Consider the following 314-nt stretch of genomic DNA (forward strand, 5'->3'; position numbering starts at 1 on the left):
GTACTTGCCTCCAAGGTAGCCGACGATGTCGTTGTATTCCGCGACCGTGAGGTTGCGGTCGTAGCAGAGGATCGCCGCGATCTCGCCGGTGAAACCCCGCACGGTGGGGCGGTCCTGCCGGCAGCCGATGTACGTCGTGTCCTGCAACAGGCTGCCCGGCTCGTCGCTGATGCGGTTCAGCTCGCCGAGCGAGTCGTTGCCGTCCAAGGCCCCCGCCACGTCGGAGCCGCCCGGCACGGCCTGCCCGGAGAAGTAAGCGGTGACGTGCACGCCGCTCATGTCCACGGCCCCGAAGCTCTGGATGCGGGCGGTGC

General features: G+C 68.5%; 1 protein-coding gene. It reads right to left on the minus strand.

What is annotated here, in order from left to right:
• Positions 1–279: hypothetical protein (locus tag R0J92_RS22225; protein WP_411053247.1), on the minus strand; the 279-nt coding region annotated here is incomplete at its 3' end.
• Positions 280–314: the final 35 nt, after the last annotated feature.

The organism is Tritonibacter sp. SIMBA_163 (genome assembly GCF_046535935.1).
Taxonomy (GTDB): domain Bacteria; phylum Pseudomonadota; class Alphaproteobacteria; order Rhodobacterales; family Rhodobacteraceae; genus Epibacterium; species Epibacterium scottomollicae.